The organism is Aliamphritea hakodatensis (assembly GCF_024347195.1).
Classification (GTDB): Bacteria; Pseudomonadota; Gammaproteobacteria; order Pseudomonadales; family Balneatricaceae; genus Amphritea; species Amphritea hakodatensis.
The window spans coordinates 3,756,992-3,776,580 of record NZ_AP025281.1 but is presented as its reverse complement, the minus strand read 5'-3'; the positions used below and the strand labels follow the sequence as shown (position 1 = coordinate 3,776,580).

General features: G+C 52.7%; 19 protein-coding genes. 13 read left to right on the top strand and 6 right to left on the bottom strand.

From position 1 onward, the window contains the following. Positions 1-103: 103 nt before the first annotated feature. Positions 104-436 (bottom strand): winged helix-turn-helix transcriptional regulator, encoded by a 333-nt coding sequence (locus PCI15_RS17260; protein ID WP_271271172.1) that lies wholly within the window; start codon positions 434-436, stop codon positions 104-106. Between the two features lie 143 nt (positions 437-579). Here PCI15_RS17260 and PCI15_RS17255 point away from each other — a divergent pair, with 143 nt between their 5' ends. The 12 genes from PCI15_RS17255 to PCI15_RS17200 all read left to right on the top strand — a co-directional run bounded on the left by PCI15_RS17255 (position 580) and on the right by PCI15_RS17200 (position 14,612). Further along, positions 580-1,062, top strand: a complete 483-nt coding sequence (locus tag PCI15_RS17255; protein ID WP_271271171.1) for an ester cyclase — start codon at positions 580-582, stop codon at positions 1,060-1,062. 264 nt (positions 1,063-1,326) lie between these two features. Then, positions 1,327-2,379: a ribosome small subunit-dependent GTPase A gene (gene rsgA, locus PCI15_RS17250; protein ID WP_271271170.1), complete on the top strand. Its 1,053-nt coding sequence runs from the start codon at positions 1,327-1,329 to the stop codon at positions 2,377-2,379. A 78-nt stretch (positions 2,380-2,457) separates the two neighbouring features. Further along, positions 2,458-2,967 (top strand): GNAT family N-acetyltransferase, encoded by a 510-nt coding sequence (locus PCI15_RS17245; RefSeq protein WP_271271169.1) that lies wholly within the window; start codon positions 2,458-2,460, stop codon positions 2,965-2,967. Positions 2,968-3,175: 208 nt separating this feature from the next. Further along, positions 3,176-3,439, top strand: coding sequence for a type II toxin-antitoxin system Phd/YefM family antitoxin (locus PCI15_RS17240; protein ID WP_271271168.1), 264 nt, complete (start codon positions 3,176-3,178; stop codon positions 3,437-3,439). Further along, complete coding sequence (locus PCI15_RS17235; protein ID WP_271271167.1) at positions 3,426-3,701, top strand: Txe/YoeB family addiction module toxin; 276 nt, start codon at positions 3,426-3,428, stop codon at positions 3,699-3,701. The genes PCI15_RS17240 and PCI15_RS17235 overlap by 14 nt, the downstream gene beginning before the upstream one ends. Positions 3,702-3,869: 168 nt before the next feature. After that, positions 3,870-4,127 carry a hypothetical protein gene (locus PCI15_RS17230; protein ID WP_271271166.1) on the top strand — a complete coding sequence of 86 codons (258 nt, stop codon included), beginning with the start codon at positions 3,870-3,872 and terminating at the stop codon, positions 4,125-4,127. A gap of 360 nt (positions 4,128-4,487) precedes the next feature. Further along, entirely contained in the window at positions 4,488-6,638 is a 2,151-nt protein-coding gene (locus PCI15_RS17225; protein WP_271271165.1) for an adenosylcobalamin-dependent ribonucleoside-diphosphate reductase, read from the top strand. 28 nt (positions 6,639-6,666) lie between these two features. Beyond that, positions 6,667-7,401, top strand: a complete 735-nt coding sequence (locus PCI15_RS17220; protein WP_271271164.1) for a TSCPD domain-containing protein — start codon at positions 6,667-6,669, stop codon at positions 7,399-7,401. 370 nt (positions 7,402-7,771) lie between these two features. Further along, complete coding sequence (locus PCI15_RS17215; RefSeq protein ID WP_271271163.1) at positions 7,772-11,005, top strand: flagellinolysin; 3,234 nt, start codon at positions 7,772-7,774, stop codon at positions 11,003-11,005. 335 nt (positions 11,006-11,340) lie between these two features. Beyond that, positions 11,341-13,488 (top strand): adenosylcobalamin-dependent ribonucleoside-diphosphate reductase, encoded by a 2,148-nt coding sequence (locus tag PCI15_RS17210; protein WP_271271162.1) that lies wholly within the window; start codon positions 11,341-11,343, stop codon positions 13,486-13,488. 62 nt (positions 13,489-13,550) lie between these two features. Next, the gene (locus PCI15_RS17205; protein WP_271271161.1) at positions 13,551-14,216 is read left to right on the top strand and encodes a hypothetical protein; all 666 of its coding nucleotides are present in this window, start codon (positions 13,551-13,553) and stop codon (positions 14,214-14,216) included. A gap of 24 nt (positions 14,217-14,240) precedes the next feature. Beyond that, complete coding sequence (locus PCI15_RS17200) at positions 14,241-14,612, top strand: DUF2442 domain-containing protein (protein WP_271271160.1); 372 nt, start codon at positions 14,241-14,243, stop codon at positions 14,610-14,612. Between the two features lie 96 nt (positions 14,613-14,708). On the opposite strand, the gene PCI15_RS17195 is transcribed toward PCI15_RS17200, so the two are convergent. The 3 genes from PCI15_RS17195 to PCI15_RS17185 are packed head-to-tail and all read right to left on the bottom strand — an operon-like array spanning position 14,709 to position 17,775. Further along, positions 14,709-15,386, bottom strand: a complete 678-nt coding sequence (locus tag PCI15_RS17195) for a LutC/YkgG family protein (protein WP_271271159.1) — start codon at positions 15,384-15,386, stop codon at positions 14,709-14,711. Further along, positions 15,383-16,828 carry a LutB/LldF family L-lactate oxidation iron-sulfur protein gene (locus PCI15_RS17190; protein WP_271271158.1) on the bottom strand — a complete coding sequence of 482 codons (1,446 nt, stop codon included), beginning with the start codon at positions 16,826-16,828 and terminating at the stop codon, positions 15,383-15,385. The genes PCI15_RS17195 and PCI15_RS17190 overlap by 4 nt, the downstream gene beginning before the upstream one ends. 23 nt (positions 16,829-16,851) lie before the next feature. Then, positions 16,852-17,775: a (Fe-S)-binding protein gene (locus PCI15_RS17185; protein ID WP_271271157.1), complete on the bottom strand. Its 924-nt coding sequence runs from the start codon at positions 17,773-17,775 to the stop codon at positions 16,852-16,854. 247 nt (positions 17,776-18,022) lie between these two features. On the opposite strand from PCI15_RS17185, the gene PCI15_RS17180 reads away from it, so the two are divergent. Further along, positions 18,023-18,715 carry a FadR/GntR family transcriptional regulator gene (locus PCI15_RS17180; protein WP_271271156.1) on the top strand — a complete coding sequence of 231 codons (693 nt, stop codon included), beginning with the start codon at positions 18,023-18,025 and terminating at the stop codon, positions 18,713-18,715. A gap of 87 nt (positions 18,716-18,802) precedes the next feature. On the opposite strand, the gene PCI15_RS17175 is transcribed toward PCI15_RS17180, so the two are convergent. Both PCI15_RS17175 and PCI15_RS17170 read right to left on the bottom strand, forming a co-directional pair. Next, positions 18,803-19,000 carry a YgaP family membrane protein gene (locus tag PCI15_RS17175; protein WP_271271155.1) on the bottom strand — a complete coding sequence of 66 codons (198 nt, stop codon included), beginning with the start codon at positions 18,998-19,000 and terminating at the stop codon, positions 18,803-18,805. A 76-nt stretch (positions 19,001-19,076) separates the two neighbouring features. Next, positions 19,077-19,490, bottom strand: coding sequence for a MarR family winged helix-turn-helix transcriptional regulator (locus PCI15_RS17170; RefSeq protein WP_271271154.1), 414 nt, complete (start codon positions 19,488-19,490; stop codon positions 19,077-19,079). Positions 19,491-19,589 lie beyond the last annotated feature (99 nt).

Genomic DNA, 19,589 nt, shown 5'->3' with positions numbered 1-19,589 from the left:
TCCGGTCAGGCCTGTGCGCGCAGGCCTGAACAAAAATATATCTGAACAGGGCGGCAGAGAGTCAGGTAAATGTCCGGGCAATAACCATTGGTGGCAGTGGGTATCAGGCTGGCGGCTTATCCGGATAATTCGCTTCCGCCCAGTCGGCAATTGAATCCAGCACCGGATACAGTGATTTACCCAGGTCGGTCAGGCTGTATTCCACTCTGGGTGGTACTTCCGGATAGGCTGTTCGGCGTATAAACCCTTCCGCTTCCAGCTCTTTCAGCTGTGCGGCTAACACTTTCTGCGAAATGCCCGTGACCAGATGGTTCAGCACACTGAACCGCACCACTTCCTCGCTTTTAATGCTGGCGATTATCAGCAGTTTCCATTTGCCGCCAACTGCCTCCAGCGTTCGCTGAACAGGGCATTTTCTGTAACCGTCTGATTCCATTTAAAACTTACCTGAAAGTAACCAATTAACCTGAAGGTATCTGCTTACAAAAGCAGCGACCAGCGAATATAGTCTGCATCACTCGAGTCGTGAATGCCATGGTAAGTCTTTTAATTTAAACCATTAATTTTAAGGATATGGCTATGTCGCCAGTTAAAAAAACAATGATTTCAGCACTGCTGCTGTTTGCGTCGGTGCAACCCCTTTACGCACAGACACCGGCAGAAATAATGCAGACATTTTATCAGGTAGCCGACAGCCGGCCGCTGGATCAGAATAAGCTGGCAGGCTTCTTTGCCGACAGTTTCACGGATCATGATCCGCAGCCGGGCCACGCTGACAGTAACGGAGAAATGATGGCAGCCTTCTACGACCTGCTGCTGGCCGCTTCGGAGGATGCTGTCCATGAGATCACCTTCATTGAACCGGTAGGTGGGAATAAAGCGCTGGTGCGCTGGAAATGGAAAGGCACACATACCGGTGATTTATTCGGTGTGCCGGCCTCCGGAAATCGCTTCGACATTGCCGGTATGGAACTGTGGGAATTCAATGACGCAGGAAAAATAACCGGCCTCTGGCATGTGGAAGATGTGGCTAAGCTGTTTGCCCAGATCGGACAACAATAGCCGGCGCGGATCAGGCAGCGCTACCCGGTAGCGCTGCTTTTCTATATGGGGGCCGGCTTGACAGAACCCCACCGTCTGATACATTACCCCTCCTGAATAACTTATCTCACGCCGGAGGGTACTCATGATTGTAGTCAACACCTTCCGGGCAGTAAGCTGAAATCGACTTAACCTGATTTCGCTGCCCGGTTTTTAAACCGGGGCGTCTTTGCCCCCGATGAATCATTTATCGGACGCTGCCTATTGCATGCGTCAGGGGTTCCTATGACTACAGTTTTTACCCTGTCCCAACTGGGATGGAGCGCGTTTTTTCAACAACAACTTTCACTCGAAGAATGTACCGCCCAGGTACCCGCCAGAATCGTTGCACAGCACCGGTCCTGTATTGATGTTTTAACCGAACAGGGCCCGAAAAGGCTGATGGCCGGGCCGGCAATTCCGGCGGCACTGACACTGACAACCGGTGACTGGCTGCTGCTGAACCCGGACGGAAGCTTTTACAGGATGCTGCAACGCCGCTCCTGCTTTTCCCGTAAGGCTGCCGGCAGCAGGGTGGCTGAACAGCTGATCGCAGCGAATGTTGATACGGTGTTCGTGGCAACGGCACTGAATCATGACTTTTCACTGAACCGCACTGAGCGCTATCTGGCATTAATCCGTGAAGCCGGAGCGGATGCCGTGGTGGTGTTAACCAAGGCCGATCTTTGTGATGATCCTGCCGGCTATCAGCGTCAGGTTCAGGCACTGGACCCGCGGCTGGTGGTCGAAACCGTTAACGGGCTGGATGCTGCCAGCGTGGCAACTCTGCAACCATGGTGCCGTGCCGGCAGTACTGTCGCGGTACTGGGGTCGTCCGGGGTCGGGAAATCCACCCTGATCAACACCCTGCTGGGGCAGTCAGCTCTGCTGACGGGTGAAGCCAGAACGTCCGACGATAAGGGCAGGCACACCACCACAGCCCGTACGCTGCACCTTATGAATGACGGGGGAATCCTGCTGGATACCCCCGGCATGCGCGAGTTGCAGCTGGCGGACTGTGAAACCGGTGTGCAGGAGACCTTTGCTGATATTACAGAGCTGGCAGAGCGATGCCGCTACAGTGATTGTCAGCATCAGTCGGAACCTGGCTGTGCGGTGACTGAAGCGTTACAGGCTGAAAAGATTGATGCCCGCCGTCTGGCGAACTATCTCAGCCTGATGCGTGAACAGGCACATAATGCAGCCAGTCTGGCAGAGAAAAGAGCCAGAGACCGCTCAAAAAGCCGCTATTACCGTTCCGTGCAAACTGAAGCACGGCAGCGTAAAAAAGGGCGTTAGTCGTCTGGCTGACAGTTAAACGGGCAGGCGCTGAACACTGGTAATGCGGTGCTCAGCGCCTTTCAGAGAAAGATGAAAATGATGAATATACACATACGAAATGAGTTGCCGGGCGATGAGGCCAGTGTAGAAGCCGTAACCCGGCTGGCGTTTGAGGGCGTGCCTTATAGCAGCCATACCGAACAGTTTATTATCCGTGACCTGCGCAATGCCGGGCAACTGACAGTCTCGCTGGTGGCGGAATGGCAGGGGAGTGTGGTTGGCCATGTGGCAGTTTCGCCGGTCACTTTAAGCGACGAAGCACCTGGCTGGTATGGCCTGGGGCCATTGTCGGTATTGCCGGAGCATCAGGGGCAAGGCATCGGCTCGATGTTGATGAGGGCAGCGTTGGCTGCGCTTGAAGCAATCGCTGCGGATGGCTGTGTGCTGCTAGGCGAGCCTGAGTATTATGGCCGCTTCGGCTTTACCGCCGATCCCCGCCTGGTACTGGCGGATGTCCCGCCGGAATACTTTCTGGCGCTGCGGTTTAATGACAACAGTGCAGTCGGAGAAGTTACTTACAACCGGGCGTTTTCAGCACAGGCATAATTTTTAAGCTGGCCGGTACTTCGCCTTTTAATAAAGTGAAGTACCGATAATGACTGAACCGCTTCATTCGGTGATTATCTTTTACCTGCATTCTCAGGATGCGCGTATCAGATAAACGGAGGCAGTAAATTTGATTGTACAGGTTTTTGTACATATGATGATCAGAAGTGATCTCAGCCGAATGTTTAATTACAGCAAGTGAACGAATATGAATGTAATCTCATACAGCGACGCCCGGGCCAGCTTAAAAACGGTGATGGATACCGTATGTGATTCCCACGAGGCGACTGTTGTTACCCGGCAAAAAGGTGATGACGTGGTTATTCTGTCCAAGAGTGATTATGACAGTGTTATGGAAACACTCTACCTGCTGAGCAGCCCGGCTAACGCCAGCCGCTTGCTGGATGCGATCGCTGAAGTAAAAGCGGGCCAGACTCAGGAACGAGAGCTAATTCAGGATGAAGAAGACTAGCAAACTGGCTGTAAAGTTTGCGGGGAATGCCTGGGAAGACTATCTGTATTGGCAGACTCACGATAAAAAACAGCTTAAACGGATTAACCAGCTGATCGGTGATATACGCCGAAATCCTTTTGCCGGATTAGGGAAGCCAGAGGCATTAAAAGGTGATCTGGCCGGATTCTGGTCCCGGCGAATCGACCGGGAGCACCGGCTGGTATATGCCATTCTGAATGATGATCTGGTGATTGTTCAGTGCCGCTATCATTATGGCTGATCATTATTTCCGTAACCGTAAGTTGCCGCGTATAGCCGTCTCATTTCCACGGTGTCATTTTTGCTGACCACTTTATCCGACTCAGATCAACGAACCGTTCTGTTTAGCGAACAGCTTTTTTCTCAGCTGCTAGTATCAGGGCTTATTATTTCCCGGTGAGCAGCAGTCATGACAGAAACACTCAAAAAGAAAAAAGGCATCTTTCAGAAGACCTCTATGGTGATGGGCGTGCTCAGTGAACTGATCGCGTTAGTTTGTCTGGTAATGACCTATCTGAAATCCCAGACTCTGGGCATGGAAGATGTGATAACCGCCAGCTTTATGGCTTCGACCTTTTTCTTCTTCATGAGCGGAGTTGTGATGATCATCGTCGGCAAGGCAGATCTGCCTGATCTCAGTATGTCCAGCCTGATGGACGATAAATAATCCTGCAGTTTCACTGCTGATAGCTGCAGCTGTCCGGCTGCAGTATCACTGCTTTTCTGATGTTTTAGGTGCTTTCCTCTCATTTCCTTTTCTCTCAGTTCCTTTTTTCTCAGTTATTTTCTCTCTGTATTTTTTCCTTTGTTTTAGGCCGGTATCTTTAGTGGTTAATGCATAACTGTCTTTTGTGGCGGGTAGGTTTTCCGGCTCCTTCTTTACAGCATTTTATTAGTCTCCTTCACTGAGCTTGATATATATCAAGTAACTATATCTGGTGTCAGGTTTAGTATCGCTGCACTAGATATGCTGTTTTGTTGTATGTCGGATATTACTGTTAATTACTGCCCCATGGAGTAGCTGTGCATGAAAACCCTGCAACCTGAATGTGAAACGGATTTAACCCAACTGGCCCTACAGGCGGCCTCACAGGACATCTGGGACAGTAAATACAGGTTGCGATCGAAACAGGGGGACGTCATAGACCATACCCCGGATGACACCCTGAAAAGGGTCGCCCGGGCGCTGGCCGCTGTCGAGCAGGGAGATCAGTTACAACAATTATGGTATGACAAGTTTCTCGAAGCGCTACGTAATGGCGCAGTCCCTGCCGGGCGGGTGATTGCCAATGCCGGGGCGCAGCAACATAAACCTGCAACCTCGACCATCAACTGCACGGTCTCCGGCAGCATTGGCGATTCGATGGACGATATTCTTGGCCGTAACCACGAGGCCGGCCTGACCCTTAAGGCCGGCTGCGGCATTGGTTATGAGTTTTCTACCTTACGTCCGGCCGGGGCATATGTGTCCGGTGCGGGGGCGTATACTTCCGGGCCGTTGTCGTTCATGGATGTGTTCGACAAAATGTGTTTTACCGTCTCTTCGGCCGGTGGGCGTCGTGGTGCCCAGATGGCGACCTTTGATATTGGCCACCCGGATGTGCTGTCGTTCATTAAGGCCAAGCGCGAAGACGGCCGTCTGCGGCAGTTTAACCTTTCTCTGCTGATTACAGATGCGTTTATGCAGGCCGTGGATGCCGATGCTGAGTGGCCGCTGGCATTTCCTATCAGTCTGAAAAGCCAGCAGCGCGAGCCGCTGGATCTGGACGATGCCCGGCGGGTTATCTGGCGCGAATGGCCGCTGCATGAAGGCTATGTGGTGAATGAATCCGGGCTGGTGGCCTGTGAGATCAGTAAATGGGTGAAGGCAAAAGGGCTGTGGAATTCAATCATGAATGCCACGTACGATTTTGCTGAGCCAGGCTTTATTCTCATTGATAAAGTAAACGAGCAGAATAATAACTGGTTCTGCGAAACCATCCGTTCAACCAACCCTTGCGGTGAGCAACCATTACCGCCCTATGGCAGCTGTCTGCTGGGGTCTGTGAATCTGACCCGTTTTATCCGTCAGCCGTTTACCGCTGAAGCCCGGTTCGACTGGCAAAGCTTTAAAGAAACCGTCGCGGTGTTTACCCGGATGCTGGATAACGTGGTGGAAATTAATGGCCTGCCACTGGAGCAGCAGCGCCGGGAAATTACTCAGAAGCGCCGACATGGCATGGGGTATCTGGGGCTGGGGTCCTCAATCACGATGCTGGGCTACAAGTACGGTGATCCGGCATCGCTGGCATTCACCGAAGAAGTCAGCAAGGTGATGGCGATTACCGGTTGGCAAACCGGTCTGGGGCTGGCCCGGGAAAAGGGCGCGGCACCGATACTGGATGAAGTTTTTACCGTGACCCCGGAAATGTTGCGCAAACGCCCGGAAATGGCCGATGACGGCTATAAGGCCGGTGATGAACTGCCGGGCCGGGTACTGCATGCCCGCTACAGCCACTATATGCAGAAGATCGCCAGCGAAGAGCCGGAGCTGGTGGAGCAGCTTGCCCGCTACGGTTGCCGGTTTACCCATCACAGTTCGATTGCACCGACCGGTACCATTGCCCTGTCGCTGGGGAATAATGTGAGTAACGGCATCGAGCCGAGCTTTGCCCACCATTACAGCCGCAACATTATCCGTGAAGGTCGCAAGACCAAAGAAAAAGTCGATGTGTTTTCCTATGAATTGCTGGCATACCGGAAGCTGATTAATCCTGAAGCGGTGCCATTCAGTGACGCAGCGGAACAGAAACTGCCGGATTACTTCATCTGTGCGGATGACATTCACCCGCAGCAGCATGTGGATGTACAGGCAGCGGCCCAAAAATGGATTGATTCGTCGATTTCAAAAACGGCCAATGTGCCGACCGATTATCCCTATGAAAAATTTAAGCACATTTACCATTACGCCTGGCAGCAGGGGCTGAAGGGCTGCACCACATTCCGTTTTAACCCGGAAGCGTTCCAGGGCGTGCTGGTAAAAGAGCAGGATCTGGCGAACACCCGTTACCGCTTTACCCTGGAAGATGGCAGTACCGTTGAACTGGCGGGGAACGAAACCGTGGAATATGACGGTGAAATCCATACCGCCGCCAACCTGTTCGATGCACTGAAAGAAGGCTATTACGGCCGTTTGTAATTACTGATCAGAATATAGGAGTCACAGAATGTCACAGAATATGTCGTCCGGTCAGGCGTCTGCAAACGCCGCCATCCGCCAGAAAATTATTGCCTGCGAAGTTGTAAAGGAAGAACAGGCTGCAGACACTGCCGTTGAGCAGGCAGCAGACACCCCAGCTGAACTGACGATGGAGCGGGTTCATGAGAATCTGGACCGTCCGGAACGGTTGCTCGGTTCAACCTATAAAATCAAAACGCCGGTATCGCCTCATGCGCTGTATATCACCATCAATGATGTCCTGCTGAATCAGGGCACTGAATTTGAACAGCGCCACCCGTATGAGATCTTCATTAATTCCAAAAATATGGACCACTTTATGTGGGTGGTTGCCCTTACCCGGGTTATATCAGCGGTATTCCGCAAAGGGGGTGATGTCGTCTTCATGGTGGAAGAGCTCAAGGCGGTATTCGATCCCAAAGGCGGTTACTTCAAAAAAGGTGGCCGTTATATGCCCTCGCTGGTGGCGGAAATCGGCTATGCCATCGAGGACCATCTGCAAACCATTGGCTTGCTGGAAGGGGAACAGCTGGATGAAGGTCAGCGCCAGCTGCTGGCAGACAAACGGGCAGAATATGAGCAACGCAGCGCTGTCACATCCGGTGACAGCGCCGGAGATTTTCCTGCCGGTGCGCAACTGTGCACCAAGTGTAATGTAAAGGCCGCGATCCTGATGGACGGCTGTTATACCTGCCTGAACTGTGCCGAAAGTAAATGCGGCTGAACAGTTGAGTTGGCGTTTTCTGTTACAAATGTGGCGTGAAAATCCTATGTAGTTCGCTGTTTTTTGCTGGAAAGGCGGCGTTGCATATGACCTGGTGAGGAGGGCGGAATGATTACAGATATCCGGTTGAAGCGTATTTTGATCTGGCGAATGAGCGACTGTGATTATTCCTGATAATACCCCTCCTCGTTTCTACGATCGGCATTGTGACTGAACAAATGATGTTTAAAGAAAGGAGTGAGAGCAAACAGTTTATTACGTCATGGTCAACGGATGGTGTGAAACACGCTAAAAATACTTAAAGCAATTGTTAAGTCGGCCGAATCTATTCCAGATAAGACTAGGAATATATGGGATTTGAGACGTTTCGATGGCTTTAGTAATTAACAGTAACCTGGCATCTCTGAATGCACGCAGACAACTGGCTGAAAATGCCAGTGATCTGAGCAGTGCAATGGAGCGGTTGTCTTCCGGGAAGCGCATAAACAGTGCTAAGGATGATGCAGCAGGTCTGGCAATTGCAAACAGGATGACATCACAGATTCGGGGGTTGAATCAGGCTGTCAGAAACGCCAATGACGGTATCTCCATGCTACAGGTTGCTGATGGTGCGCTCGACCAGAGCACCGGTGTTTTACAGCGTATGCGGGAGTTATCTGTACAGTCCGCCTCGGGAACATATTCAAGCGGAGACCGGAACGCAATTAACGCTGAGTTCCAACAACTGGTAAGAGAGCTTGACCGGATCTCAGAAACAACAAGCTTTAATGGTCAGCCATTACTTGACGGTTCAACCTCTGAAGTTTCATTGCAGGTTGGTTCGGATGCCGAACAGTCTATCTCTTTTGATCTTAAATCAGTTGATTCAAAGAGTTTGGGGCTGGCACAGGGCGCTGAGGGGCTGACCGGAGCGCAGATTAATATTGACAGCGATACCGGTAAATTAGCGGTTGATCTTAGTCATGCGGTTAAGATTAACGGCCAGAGTATAGGCACTGTTAACCAGGGCGATAGCCTGAAAAGCCTGGTTGATCATATCAATAATGATATTGAGGGAGTGTCGGCCAGTACCGTCCTGGGAGCAACAGCAACATCAGTTGGCACTGGGGTTCTCAGCAGTTCCGACACCCTTACTCTTAAAGTATTTGATACTGAGGGTAGTGCTGTTACCTATACAGTGAATTCGACAAACTCGCTGGAAGAGCTGGCTGAAAAGATTACCACGAAAACCGGCGGCAGATTACAGGCCTCATTAGATGAGAGCGGCAAGCTGGCGATTAGCAGTGATACTGCTTCTACTATGCTGATCCAGGATTCAACTTCTGGAAGTGCCAGTGGGTTTAACACGACCAGTATCAGTAATCAGGATATTGCCAATATCGTGGAAGGTCTGAATAACTACTGGATCAGTGAAGCTGAGGACCGCATTGAGCAGTTTTTCGGTATTAAAGGCTCCGGGGAAGATATCAGTCTTAATTTATTTACGGATGCCCCTTCAGGCCAACTGGCTTCAGTAAGTTGGACCATGGTTAATCCGGCCACAGGTGAGGCCCTTGATCTGTCCCTGAATATCGATCTGGCGGACTATGTCGGCATTACTTTGCCGGATGGCGGCAGCAGCAGTATTAATCTTGAGCGGGTTATCGCTCATGAAATGGTACATGCCGTGATGGCCGTTACCATGGACCTGACCGACGTCGGAGGCGGTACGCGGATAACCGGTGGTGCATCGTTGCCCGGCTGGTTCACCGAAGGTACTGCCGAGCTGATACATGGTGCTGATGCCCGGGTCGTTTCTGAAAACAGTTATATCGATACGGAAGCTGAGTTTCAGACATTATTCGATTCAACCACAGCCAGTGGTTCGCCTTCGGATCCGGGAGGCTATTCAGTCGCTTATCTGGCGGCCAAAATGTTACAGGATGATATCTTTGCCAATGACAATGACGGTATTAAACTGCTGTTTGATGAGCTTGAAACCGGCGACACATTGGATCAGGCAATACAGGATCTGAACGCTGCGGGTAAAACCCAGTTTACGGATCTGGCAAACTTTGAAGCTTACTTCCGTGCCAATGGTTTTGAATATTCCACCGGTGCAGGACCGTTTGCCAACTCGACGCTGAACCTGGGGGATTCTGATACAGGTTCTATCGGCGGGTCAGACTATGGCAATCCTGCGCTGGATGATACCGGCGTTTTTTCTAACACGGCGAATCAGCCTGCTCAGGATTTTAATCTGATCATTCCGGATCAGTATTCCGGTACGTATTTCACGGTAGATGCTCAACTGGTGTTATCTGCTGATGATGGCAGTGCAGTCACCGTGACGAAAGCCGCGAGCGGCACTGATCTTGATCTGGCTAATCTCGGTTTCAGAGAAATAGCCGCTCTGGGTGAAGTGGTGTCTGAAGGTCTGAATTCGACAGAGCAGCAAACGGCGCTGGCGAACGGGGATCTGATTATTAACGATGTTGAAATCGCTCCGGTAGAAAGCAGTGCCGGACTGCAGGGAAAAATTGATGCGATCAATGCGGCCACCGGTGAGACGGGAGTTGTCGCAAGTGTCGTTTCAGACGAATCTTTTACACTGAATAGCGCAGCGACGAAGGCCTATACGACGGCTGCCGCCGGCATCAGTGTTGTCAATAATGGTGCATTTGGTATTAACGGTGTTGGCATGCTGATCAACGCTAATGATACAGCTGCAGATATTGCTGAGACGGTTAACAGCTACACTTTCGCACATAATACCAGTGCATACGTGAGTGATGACGGTAAGTTACATCTCTTTTCTGATACTGTGATTAATCTTGGAGACAGTGTCGGCGGAGCACTGGTTACTGAGCTTGGTTTTCTTGATACAGGAGCAGCAGGCAACGGGTCCTTGAAGATCAGAGGGCAGGAAGTTGCGTTGTCTGATTTAGGTAATACTCAGACCATTATCGATGAATTAAACGCAGCGAGTGGCAATACAGGTGTTACTGCCAGTTCGGATGAAAATGGTCAGCTCAGGTTGCGTGGTAATACCGCAGTGCAGATTTCACTGGGCGATACGAACGGGTTACAAACACTGAATGCGCTGGGAATCAGTTTTGGTGTTGCGGGAGATGAAAATCTGACGGATGCTGATGGCGACAAGTTGCTTGAAGATGAAGTGTTTGTGCTTGAGTCGAGAATTAAACTGTCTTCTGTTGAAGGTAATCCGATCAGTGTGGATGTTACCGAAAATGGTAAAACAGCGACCGGGCTGGCAGATCTGAATGTTGGCTCAGGCGGCGCGTTCGGAGGCTCACTTTCAGGTCAGAATTTGCTGACCGCCAGTGCAGCACAAAAGGCTATCGGAGCGGTCGATAATGCGCTTGATGGTATCAGTGAGATCCGGTCAGAGCTGGGCGCAGTTATTAACCGTCTGGATTTTACTATCTCAAATCTGAGTAATTTATCGGAAAACGCCGCTGCTGCACGGTCACGTATTCTGGATGCTGACTTTGCAAGTGAGTCGGCTAAGTTAAGCCGGGCTCAGATCATTCAGCAAGTGGGCACCGCCATGCTTGCTCAGGCTAACGCCGCCCCGCAGCAGATACTCAGTCTGCTGCAATAAAGTAAACATCGGACTTCTTGTTTCGGGCTCTGCAGGGCCTGGTATGTTATTTCCTTCCCGTTTTTAGGCCGCCTGCTACCACGACTGAATATTCTGTAATCTTCGCTTTGCTTTTTGCAGGAAGGTTCTCCCTTTCTTGTTGAATGGGTGAGGTGTGACAGCCGTTTTCCTTTCGGCAGGGCGAGCCTGACAGCCAAATGAAAGTAAACGTTTTCTCTGGTGTAAGCCGGATTACGCACAGTTTTGCTGTCCGGCTCACATTGCTGCACTGCTAGTATTTAAGCGTTACGACAGCTGTTGTAGCGCTTTTTCATACTGATATGGAGTGTTAGCACATGAATACATTTTCGAAGCCTGTTAACGGGCTATCTGCTGCTTTTTCTACCGCTTTAATCCAGTTCCAACCGGCATCTGTTGATATCTGGGATACTAAGTACCGGTTACGTAATGCCGACGGTATTCCACTGGACCAGAGCATGGATGATACCTTCATCCGGGTCGCGAAAGCGCTGGCCGACGTGGAGGCTGACGACGCTACCCGGGCTTTCTGGTACGGGCGGTTTCTCTGGGCGCTTCGTAACGGCGCGGTGCCGGCGGGCAGAATCATGGCCAATGCCGGTGCCCAGCAGGCCAAGAAGGCAACCTCAACGGTGAACTGCACCGTGTCCGGCCCGATCAGTGATTGCATGACGGATATTCTGGGGCGCAACCAGCAGGCGGGGCTGACCCTGAAAGCTGGTTGTGGCATCGGCTATGAATTTTCAACCCTCAGGCCCAGTGGCAGTTTCGTAGCCGGGGCCGGGGCGCTGACCGGCGGCCCGCTGTCGTTCATGGATGTGTTTGATAAAACCTGTTTTGCGGTCTCTTCTGCCGGCGGGCAGCGGGGCGCGCAAATGGCGACCTTCGACGTGGGGCATCCGGATGTGCTGGCGTTTATCGGGGCCAAACGGGAAGACGGGCGCTTACGGCAGTTTAATTTGTCACTGCTGATCACTGATGAGTTTATGGATGCGGTGCAACGGGGCAGCGAATGGCCGCTGGCGTTCCCCATCACGCAACAGCAGCAGACACAGCAGCCGCTGGATCTCAACGATACAGCGCAGGTGATCTGGCGGGAATGGCCGCTGCACCAGGACTATGTCAGCAATGATGCCGGGCTGGTGGCCTGTAAAATTACCGAGCGGTTACCGGCCCGGGAATTGTGGGATGTGATCATGCAGTCCACCTACGATTTTGCGGAACCGGGCTTCATTCTGATCGATCAGGTGAATGAGCAGAACAATAACTGGTTCTGTGAAAATATCCGTTCAACCAACTCCTGTGGCGAACAGCCACTGCCGCCGTTCGGCAGCAGCCTGCTGGGGTCCGTTAACCTGACCCACTTTGTCCGTAATCCCTTTACCGCCCGGGCCAGTTTTGACTGGCAGAGCTTTACCGATGTGGTGGCTGTATTCACCCGGATGCTGGACAACGTGGTGGAGTTACACGGCTTGCCACTTGATGAACAGCGCCATGAAATCGAGCACAAGCGCCGTCATGGTATGGGCTATATGGGGCTGGGATCAGCCGTGACCATGCTGCGGATGAGTTATGGCGATGAGCAGTCGGTAGCCTTTACCGAAGCGGTCACCAAGCGTCTTGCGCTGACCGGCTGGGAAGTGGGGTTGGAACTGGCGCGGGAAAAGGGGCCGGCACCGGTGATGGAGCAGATGTTCACCGTGACTGAGGCCATGCTGTGTAAACGTCCGGAAATGCGCCGCGACGGTCACCGGCCCGGCGACCGCCTGCCGGGGCGGATTTTACATGCCCGCTACAGCCGTTATATGCAGAAAATAGCCGCCGAGAAACCGGAGCTGGTCAGCCAGCTTGAGGAGATTGGCTGCCGGTTCAGCCATCACAGTTCGGTGGCACCGACGGGCACCATTGCACTGTCATTCGGTAATAACGTCAGCAATGGCATCGAGCCGAGTTTCGCCCATCAGTACAGCCGGAATGTGCAGCGTGAAGGTAAGAAGAGCAAAGAAAAGGTCGAGGTGCTCTCTTATGAATTGCTGGCGTACCGGGAGCTGATCAGCCTGGATGTTGCCGAAAGTGAACTGCCGGATTACTTCATCAGCGCGGATGATATTCATCCCAAACAGCATGTGGATATTCAGGCGGCGGCGCAGAAATGGCTGGATGCGGCCATTTCCAAAACCGCCAATGTGCCCACCGATTACCCCTATGCCAAATTCAAGGATATCTATCTCTACGCTTACCGCCGTGGCCTGAAAGGCTGCACCACCTTCCGGTTTAATCCGGAAGCGTTTCAGGGCGTGTTAGTTAAGGAAGATGACCTGAAAAATACCCGCTATCAGTTCACCCTGTCCGATGGCCGGGAAGTAGAGCTGGCGGGGGATGCGCAGGTGGAATATGACGGTGAACTGCACACCGCCGCCAACCTGTTTGATGCGCTTAAGGAAGGGTATTACGGCCGTTTATAAGTGATGTTTCAGACCATACAACTGAATACATTTCTCTTATCAGGAACAAAGGAAACACGGATATGTCAGTTAAAACAACTCAGCCTGTTCAGGCACACACTCTTACGGCTAACAGCCAGACAACCACTGTTATTGATGCGCCAATCGTGGGCTTCAAGGTACTTAAACATGTGGCGGAAATTCCCGATATTCTGGCGTTGGATACCGCCGGTTTAAGCCGTCCGCAAAGCCTGTCGGGTACTACTTATGAGGTCATCACGCCCCGTTCAGAGCACCCGCTTTATGTCACTATTAATGATCTGATACTGAACCCGGGCACCGATGCTCAGGTAAATTATCCCTGGGAGATCTTTGTGAATACCCGCAACATGGATCATTTCATGTGGATAACCTCCCTGAATCAGATCATTTCCGGCGTGTTCGATAAGCCGGCTCCGCTGGGTGAGCGTTTACGTGAACTGCACGGGCTGTTTGATCAGCACAGCCAGCATCTGAAACAGGGCGGGCGCTTTACGCCAGCGCTGGCTTCGGAACTGGGTGAGGCTATTTTTGGGCATTTCAAAGCCGTGGGTTTACCTGAAGTTGACTATGGCCAGCCGGCAGCAACGGGAAAAGTCAGCACTTTGCCCAACCGCAGGCACACCGCAGAAGAGCCTTCGGCCACTTCAGATGAGCCTTCGTTCATTTCAGGGAAAAACTCAGCCGGTAATGATAAACAGGCTGTATAGGAGGTATAAACATCAGGAAATTCTGTGAAATTGACATCAAACCACACTGATATAGGATTTATGGACAGTACTCAGGGAGGAGTCGGTTTGATGCCTGAAGACATACGTACCCGTAAAAAATGTGATCTCTCCGTATACGGGAACATACATATTACAGCAGTAAGATACATCGCAGATTATCGTCTCTGGGTTGCTTTTGATGACGGTACTGGCGGTGAAGTGGACTTGTTCCCTTTACCTGACGGACCTGTATTTGAACCCCTTAAGGATAAACAGTTCTTTGCCCGGGTGATTGTTGATGATGAGCTGGAGACACTTGTTTGGCCAAGCGGAGCAGATCTTGCGCCAGAATACGTGAAAGCCTTACAACAGGCTCAGTGTGGGAGTGAGTGTTAAGGTGAACAACCCGCTGGGGGACGTTGGCGGGTGTTCGTTGCTTTCAGCAAGGATCATCAAACCTGCCGAAAAGGGTACTGATCCCGGTTTTCAGAATCAGTGTTTAACCAGAAAGATCACCAGCCGTTTCGGACCGTGGGCACCCATTAACAGGGTTTGCTCAATGTCGGCGCTGCGTGACGGGCCGGTAATCATGTTGATGGTTCGCGGCATTTTCAGCAGGCCATCGTCGGTCTGGCAGTGGCTGCGCAGCTTTTTCCAGGCCTCTTCGTAGACACCCAGAATATCTTTCTCGTGCAACACCACCAGATGATTATCGGGCAGGAAGTTAAGGGTGGTGGGGCTGTCGGCACGGGAATAAAGCATCAGGGTGCCGGTTTCGGCAATGCCGGCAAAACTGGTGGTCAGGGCGGCCATGTCACCCACCCGGGCAACCCGCTCTTCTTTAGTCGCCTTAATGCCTGTCCAGTCCAACCCGGCAAGTTGCGGATCGCTGGCGCAGATAAACTCATTCAGATTCTGGGTTGCCAGCCAGTTATCGCAAGCCGCAGGGAGTTGCTCAATATTATCCAGTTCGATCAGCTCAGCGGCCGCTTCGGTGGCCATGGTTCTGAACAGCTCAACCTGTTGTGGCTGCGGCAGCTGTGCCCGGGCCGGAATAATGTTATCTGCTTTGGCGCGCAGGCGGTTCTGTACCGTCTGGCGCTGTTCGTCCGTGGGCACTTCACGGCCCAGACCCCGGCGGATATTGGCAAAGATTTCAGCGCGACTCATGAGCTTTCTCCATCAGTCTGAGCAGCGTTCTGGCGTTGTTTCCATTGCTGCATAAAGGTATCCCCCTGTGGGGCCGGCATGTTGCGGAAGTCCGTCCAGCCACCGGCCAGCGGAATGCTTTCCAGCGTCCCTTTTTTGCCACCGAAGGGGCTGTTAGCCAGCAGCTTCAGGCCCCAGCTGGATAGCCTGGTGAACTGTTTGTACAGGGTTGGCCGTTTGGCCAGAAACGCCCAGCTGCCAAGGCCGTAGCGGGCGGCTTTTGGGGTCAGGTGTTTGCTGAACTCATCTTCCCGCCAGTGGCGCATCAGCTTCGGCAGGGGAATCCGTACCGGGCAGACCGACTCGCACTTGCCACAGAAAGTGGAAGCATTCGGCAGGGCGGCACCTTTCTCGATACCGATCATTTTCGGCGTCAGCACGGAGCCCATCGGGCCGGGGTATACCCAACCGTAACTGTGGCCGCCCACTGCACCGTATACCGGGCAGTGGTTCATACAGGCGGAACAGCGAATGCAGCGCAGCATTTCCTGGAACTGGCTGCCGACCATTTCACTGCGGCCGTTATCCACCAGTACCACGTGGAAGTTGTCCGGGCCGTCCTGATCCCCTTCCCGGCGCGGGCCGGAAGAGAGGGTGTTGTACACGGTGAATTCCTGCCCGGTGGCCGAGCGGGCCAGCAGGCGCAGGAACAGGGTCATATCTTCCAGTGTCGGCACGACTTTTTCGATAGACGTAATGACAATGTGGGTCTTGGGCAATGTCTGGGTCAGGTCACCGTTACCTTCATTGGTGACAATGATAGTGGAACCGGTTTCGGCAACGCAGAAGTTCGCGCCGGTGATGCCCACATCAGCGACTACGAATTTTTCCCGCAGGGCTTCGCGGGCTTCCTGCATCAGGGTTACCGGATCATCAGACTTTGGCTTGTGATGATGCTCGTGGAAGGCTTCGGAGACGTCTTCCAGGTTCAGGTGAATGGCCGGCGCGATGATATGGCTGGGGTGATCACCGCGCAGCTGCAGGATATATTCGCCCAGATCTGTTTCCACCGGCTGGATGCCATTTTTTTCCAGATAGTCATTGAGCCCGGTTTCTTCGGACACCATCGACTTACCCTTGGTGACGGTTTTGGCATTCACCTGCTGGCAGATATCGAGAATAATCTGATTGGCATCTTCACCGGTACGGGCCCAGTGTACATGGCCGCCGTTTTCCGTGACCCTGCTTTCGAACTGTTCCAGATACAGATCCAGATGTTCAAGAATATGGTTTTTCAGATCCCGGCCCTGATCCCGCAGCGCGTCAAATTCTGGCATGCGTTCCACGGCGATGGCGCGTTTATGGGGGAAACCCTGTTTCAGGTTGCCCAGCGCCTGTTGCAGGTTGGCATCCTGAAGCGCTTCGCTGGCACGGGCTTTAAAAAATGGCGTATTAATATCCATGGTATTTTTTACCTCAGTCAGCTTCAGCGCGTGGTTTCAGATTGTGCGGCAGAACTTTTAAGTTCTGTGCCCAGTGCAAAGTCTGCAGACAAATCTGCAGACAAATCTGCAGAAGAGCTGGCCGCTTGCAGACGGCGCACATCCTGCTCGCCAATGCCCGGTGTGTCGAGCATATCGGCGAGGATCTCCACCACGTGGCGGGCTTCAACCAGTGTGTCCGGATTATCTTTCCCCAGCCGTTGCAGTTTGCCGGCCATGTTCAGCAGGCAGCCCAGATCACCGCCGACCAGGGTGTCGGCACCGCTGCCGTTAATAAACTCAGATTTATTGCTGACCATCCGGTTGGATATTTCCGGGTATTTCACACAGAAGGTACCACCAAAGCCACAGCAGGTTTCGGCTTCGGTCATTTCTTCAATCTGCAGGCCGTTAATCTGTTTCAGCAATTCACGGGGCTGTTGCTTAATGCCTAACTGACGCAGGCCGGAGCATGAGTCGTGATAGGTGACGGTGCGGGGAATGGTCAGTTGTTGCAGTTGTTGCTGCAGGGCCTCAATGCCGATGACATCGAACAGGAAGCTGGTGATTTCATAACTGCGATCCGCCAGTGCCTGAGCCTGTTGCTGATACGGGTCTTCGGCGTCGAATAGTTCCGGGTAGTACTTAATCATGCCAACACAGGAGCCGGACGGGGCCACCAGATATTCATAGCCCGCAAAGGCATCGATGGTCATCCGGGCGATTTCTGCACTGGTGCGGCGGTCACCGGTGTTATAGGCCGGCTGGCCACAGCAGGTTTGCTGCTCCGGTACGCTGACCCGGCAGCCGGTCTGTTCCAGCAGTTTAACGGTGGCAAAACCGATGCTGGGGCGGAACATATCCGCCAGGCAGGTGATGAACAGACCCACATTTGGCGATGCGGTCTGCGGGGTGTGTTGCTGAGACATATGGCACTTCCCCGATAATGACGGTGGCCAGTGTGGCGGCCAGTATTCCGTTTATCGTTTTCTTGTTGTTGGCGCTTGTCGGTCCGGTCATGTTGCCGGCCTTTTGAGCACGATAGTAAAGGGGATGTTAAAAAGATATGATATCCGGGAAACCGGTCTGACCAATTTGGGTCCCGGATTTTCCACATATTGCTGGCCGCCAGACGAAAGCCGGCGGATTCTGCTTTGAAATCAGGACAATACACCCATGGCGATATTGCGCAGCGAGCAACTGGTTCAGGATATCAAGCAAGCCTTTTTCCGGGGCGAATACCTGCCGGGGCAGGCGCTGACGTCACAGCGGAGCATGTCTGACTCATTGGGTTTGTCCCGTTCCACCGTGCGCGAAGCCATGGGACAGCTGGAAAGCGAAGGCTTTATCAGCGTACGTCCGGGGGGCAAAACCTACTGCAATAACCTACTGGAAGTTTGCTTTGATATGCCGCTGGAAGGGCTGGGGGATAATCCGGAGTTTCAGCAACAGGTGCTGGAAGTGCGTGCCATGCTGGAGGGGGAAGCGGCCTATTATGCGGCGCTGCGGGCAACCGATGAACAGCTGGCCCGGGTGGACCGGGAATATCAGCAGCTACTGAAACGGGATAAAGGTGAAACCACGCTGGCCAAGGCGAAAGAGGATCTGCGTTTTCATATGCTGATCGCCGAAGCGTCGCAGCATTTGTTGGTGGTGTCTTTCAGTGAGATTTTCTACAGCCGGTTCTTTAACGCGATTTACGGGGTGCTGTCACGCACCCTGAAAAAGCGTGGCCGCTATCCGGACGGCATCCGGGCCCAGCATGCCAGCATCCATCAGGCGGTGATGGCCCGTGACCCGGACGCCGCCCGGGAAGCCGCGACCAATCATATTCTCTATACCCTTAAACAACTCAGTGCCAATGAGTAATCCAGCCCCGCTCGCCTGACAGTCCGGCAGCGATCTGCAACCCGCAGCTATTTTCAAGCCGCAGCGCTACCGGGTGGGGTACAGCCTTTAGCTGTTCCGTTTCAGCGGGCAGCTGCTGAAACCGAACAGGGAATACAGCGGGCAATAACCGATGGCGGCGGTCAGCAGGCCGACAACGCCGATCCAGCCCCAGGGTGTTTGCGGGCCAATGAATACCAGGCTGATTAACACCAAACCGGCAATTAACCGCAGGCTGCGGTCCAGACTTCCAAGGTTCTTACACATGCGCTTCTCTCCTTTAAGTGTTGCCGGCAGTGTAAGGCTGGGCGCAGGAGAGATCTGTGACTTAGTCACACAGGGGCTATTTCACCAGTTTATTGCACAAATCGATCATTTGCCGGGCTTCTGTTTCGCTTAATCCGGTTTCGCAGAATGCCTGAGTGGTAATGGCTTTGCTTTGAGTAGATATCTCCCGGCCCTGCGGGGTCAGGATGATCTGTTTTTGCCGTTCACTGGTGGCGCTCATTTCACGACGGATCAGATCTTTCTGCTCAAGCCGTTTCAGCAGCGGTGTCATGGTTGCTTTTGTCAGACCGGCCCGGCTGGCCAGTTCGCTGATAGAAATGCCGTCTTCTTCCCAGAGTGCCATCAGCACAATGAACTGCGTATAGGTCAGATCCAGCGGCTCGAGTAACGGCCGGTAGATGGCTGTCATATGGCTGGAAGCAGAATAAAGAGCAAAGCAAAGCTGGTCGTCTAACTTAGCGGCGGACACGTTTTTTCCCCAGAAGGACCCTAAGAGCTGGCTATTCTGATCACTAATGAATAGACATGCAATATTTGCTGGCATATAGTTAGTGAGCGAACTATAAGT